Raw genomic sequence first — 3,509 nt, 5'->3', positions numbered from 1 at the left:
GCCGCCGCCGTGGCGGCCGCGCTCAGCACCGCCGTGCCGGTCAGTCCCGCCCCCATCGCCGTGCCGGCGCCATAGGCCGCCGCCATGGCGACCGGCGCCACGGTCAGCGTGTTCTGCACCGCGTCGGAATTATAGGTGGCGATGGCAGAATCGACGCCCTGCTCGAAACCGTTCGGCCCGGTCTGCGCGTTCGAGGCGTCGATGGCCTGCTGGTGATAGTCGCTCAGCACCGGCTGCGTGCCAGTGCCCTGCCCGTTCGCCGGGCCGCCCTCGTGCCCGCGCCGGCCGGCGACGCGCGCCCCGCCCAGGGTCATGCCGTCGAGCCAGCCGCCCATCGCCCTCAGGCCCCCACCGTTTCCAGCCGCAGGGTCGAGACGATGCGCCGCATCTCGGCCTGCTGCGCCGCGCTCATCTCGCCGCCGGTCGAGGCGGTCAGCACCAGCACCCTGCCGCCGCTGGCGCTGACGGTGGTGATCAGCTGGTGGATCGGCCCCTGCTTGGCCACCCAGTGGCATTCGATCTCGATCGCGGGGACGCCGTTCACCGACAGCTCGCGCCGGGCGTCGATGCGGAAGTCCTTCAGCGCCTGCGCGGCCTGTTTCGCCTGGTCCTCGACATATTCCGCGAAGCCCATGCCCCAGGGCATGTCGTCGCGGGTGATGGTCAGCGACACCCCCGGTCCCGAGGGGTTCGAGGACACGACATTGATGGTCCGGTCCTGCCATTCGCGCGGCAGGTCGATGCTGCCTTCGTTGATGCGATACATCAGCCCGCTGAATCCTTGTTGAGATGAATCATTCCGGCGACCTGGTCCAGCACCCCCTCGGCCAGGGTGACGCGGGTCGAGCCGAATTGCAGCACGATCCCTTCCTTGGTCATGGTGATGGTGCCGCTGCCGACCTTGAGCGTGATGCTTTCCTTGGCCTCGGCGTGAATGGTCTTGGCGGTCTGCTGCATCTGCAGGTCGGAATGCAGCGAGACCAGCTTCTTGGCGGTGGCGGTGATGTCGTCATCGGCGGAATAGGCGATGACGCCCGGCCCGGCCTTGCCGGCCACCGCCGTCTCGGTGATCTTCGTCGCCTGGCTGGCGCGGGTCAGCGCCACCGTCTCGGTCAGGTTGCCGCTGGCGACGGATTTGGTCTCGTCCCCCGCCTGTACGGTGATGGTGCGGTTGCCGCCCTCGACCAAGGTGGATTCGTTGTCCTTGATGACCCGCTCCATGTCCTTCTGCGCGTGCAGGAAGATCTTTTCGGCGCCGTTGGCGTCCTCGAAGCTCAGCTCGTTGAAGCCCGAGCCCTGATGGGTCTTGGTCTTGAAGCCGCTTTTCGTCTTGCTGGCCGGCAGCCCGTAGATATTGCCGTTCTGGCCGTTCACCACGCAGCCGGTGACGATGGGCTTGTCGGGGTCGCCGTCGATGAAATCGACCACCACCTCCATGCCGATGCGCGGGATCACTACGCCGCCCAGCCCGTTGCCGGCCCAGTTCTGCGCCACCCGGCAGCGCATCGAGATCGCGCCCTCCAGGTCCCAGTGGAAGCGCACCAGGATGCGGCCGAACTCGTCGCAGTCGATCTCGCCCTCGCCCACCACCACGGCGGTCTGCGGGCCCTGCATGACCGGCATCGGCGTGCGCCGCGGCGGCACCATCGGCGCCTTGTCCGGCATCAGCACATAGGCGCCGGAAAAGGAATAGCCGTCGCTGCCCGCCCCGCCCGAGCCATAGGCCTCGGAGACGAAATGGTGGCTGGCCGACAGGCACAGGAACCGTTCCCCCAGGCCCGGCACGTCGTCGCCGCCCAGGGTGAGGGTCTTGCCCGAGCCGAGCGCCAGGCAGTCGCCCATGGCGCGCACCCGGCTGTCGCCGCCGCGGAACTGCTTCATGCGCCGCTGCGCGATGCGCCGCCCGGTCTCCTGATCGGGGAAGTCGCCGGGATATTCGTAGCTCTCCAGCTGCCCGAAGGCATGCGCCGCATCGCCCAGCTGGTCCACCTCCATGGCGGCGGTGGGGGTCTTGAAGTTGTAGTCGATCAGCCGCGTGGCCCCGGTGGTCAGGTTGCGCTCGGCCGTCCAGTCCCAGAAATGCTCGCCCTCGGCCTGGTGATGGCCGTCATAGCTTTTATAGGGCCGGGTGCCGATGGTTTCATGCGCCAGCACGTCGTCGGTCAGCACCATGGTATGGCTGCCCATGGCATGGCGGAAATGGAAGCTGATGCCGTGCCGCTCCATCTGGCGGCGGGCGAAATCCATGTCGGATTCGCGGTATTGCACGGTATATTCCAGCACCGGGTAATCCTCGGACAGCTGGAACTCCAGCGCCGGATCGCCCAGCGCGGCGTAATCCGCGAAAAGCTCGGTCAGGATCTGCACCACGGTCTTGTTGTGGAAGATCCGCTGGTTGCGGCGCCGGCTCGCCAGCCACAGCCAGGGGCGCAGGGTCAGGTCGTAGCGATGGCCGTTCTCGCCCACCCCGGCCCAGCGGGCCTGGGTCACGATGCCGTCGAACTGGCGCGGGCCGGCGCGGCCCTCGATCTCGACGGTGGCATGGGTGCCGATCAGCGCGTCGAAATCCACCTTGCTGTGCGTGGCCAGGGCCTCGACGCGGTAATCGAAAAGTTCGTTCAGATGATCCGAGCCGTCGAGCCGCAAAAGCGCCAGCTCATCTGGCCCCAGAGCCGTGGTCAGGCGACCAAGACGGCCTGTCTGCTTGAAAGGGACGTTCACAAATGCCTCCACTCAATGCATGACCGATTCATAGCGCCATTCGCCGGGCATTCAAAGCGCGGCGGGACGGGGGCGGACAAAATCCGCCGCCTTCCGTCACGGCATGGCGATGGGCTGGATGGCCAGCGAGGGCGCCTCTCCGGCAGCACGCAGCTCCTCCAGCACCCGCGGCAGCAGCTCCTCTGCCGGCACGCCCGAGGGCGCGGCCGCCACTGCCGCGATCGGGGCATCGGTGGCCAGCGCTACCAGCAGATAGGCCCCGGTCCCGGCCCCTGCCGCCGCCTGGTCCTGCGACAGCGCGAAGCCGAAGGTGCGCCCCTCGCCCGCCGCCGCCTCGCCCAGTTGCGAGGACAGGTCGTAGACCTCGCCCGAGGGCGGCACGATCAGCAGCCACAGATTGCGCCCCGCCCCCGCATCGACCGAGCCGCGGACCTGCAGCTGCTCTCCGGCGGCGCTGGCCTGGGCCTGCAGCGTGACCGGCGGCGCGGGGCGGCCGGCGATCTCGCGCAGGAAATCCAGCAGCGGGCATTGCGCCCGGCTCACCGCGCCGCGCTGGACCGAGGGGCTGACGCCGAAGCGGCTACCATAGGCCGCGACCACCGGCGCCGGGTCCAGATCGGCCGGGCCAAGGAAGCGGATCTGCCCGGCATTCGGCCCGGCCGCGATGCGGTCGGCCAGGGCGCAGGCCGGCAGGGGCTGGGTGGCCAGGAACCCCTCGCGGGTCGAGGCGTCGCGCGGCGGCAGATCGGCCACGGCGGCCGGCAGCCCGGGCGGCGGCGCGACCTCGG

Annotated in this window: 4 protein-coding genes; all 4 read right to left on the bottom strand. The window is 69.3% G+C overall.

Annotation, left to right across the window (positions count from 1 at the left end; genetic code table 11):
• The coding region (locus I9P22_RS23680; RefSeq protein WP_199262629.1) for a hypothetical protein at nt 1-335 on the bottom strand (335 nt) is incomplete at its 3' end.
• Between the two features lie 5 nt (nt 336-340).
• Complete coding sequence (locus I9P22_RS23675; RefSeq protein WP_199262627.1) at nt 341-766, bottom strand: DcrB-related protein; 426 nt, start codon at nt 764-766, stop codon at nt 341-343.
• Entirely contained in the window at nt 766-2,721 is a 1,956-nt protein-coding gene (locus I9P22_RS23670; RefSeq protein ID WP_199262626.1) for a type VI secretion system Vgr family protein, read from the bottom strand. Before I9P22_RS23670 ends, I9P22_RS23675 begins: the two co-directional genes overlap by 1 nt.
• A 96-nt stretch (nt 2,722-2,817) precedes the next feature.
• Nucleotides 2,818-3,509: hypothetical protein (locus I9P22_RS23665; protein WP_199262625.1), on the bottom strand; the 692-nt coding region annotated here is incomplete at its 5' end.

The sequence above is a fragment of the Paracoccus binzhouensis genome (genome assembly GCF_016446475.1).
In the GTDB taxonomy this organism is placed as follows: domain Bacteria; phylum Pseudomonadota; class Alphaproteobacteria; order Rhodobacterales; family Rhodobacteraceae; genus Paracoccus; species Paracoccus binzhouensis.
This window is presented reverse-complemented; position numbering and strand designations above follow the sequence as displayed.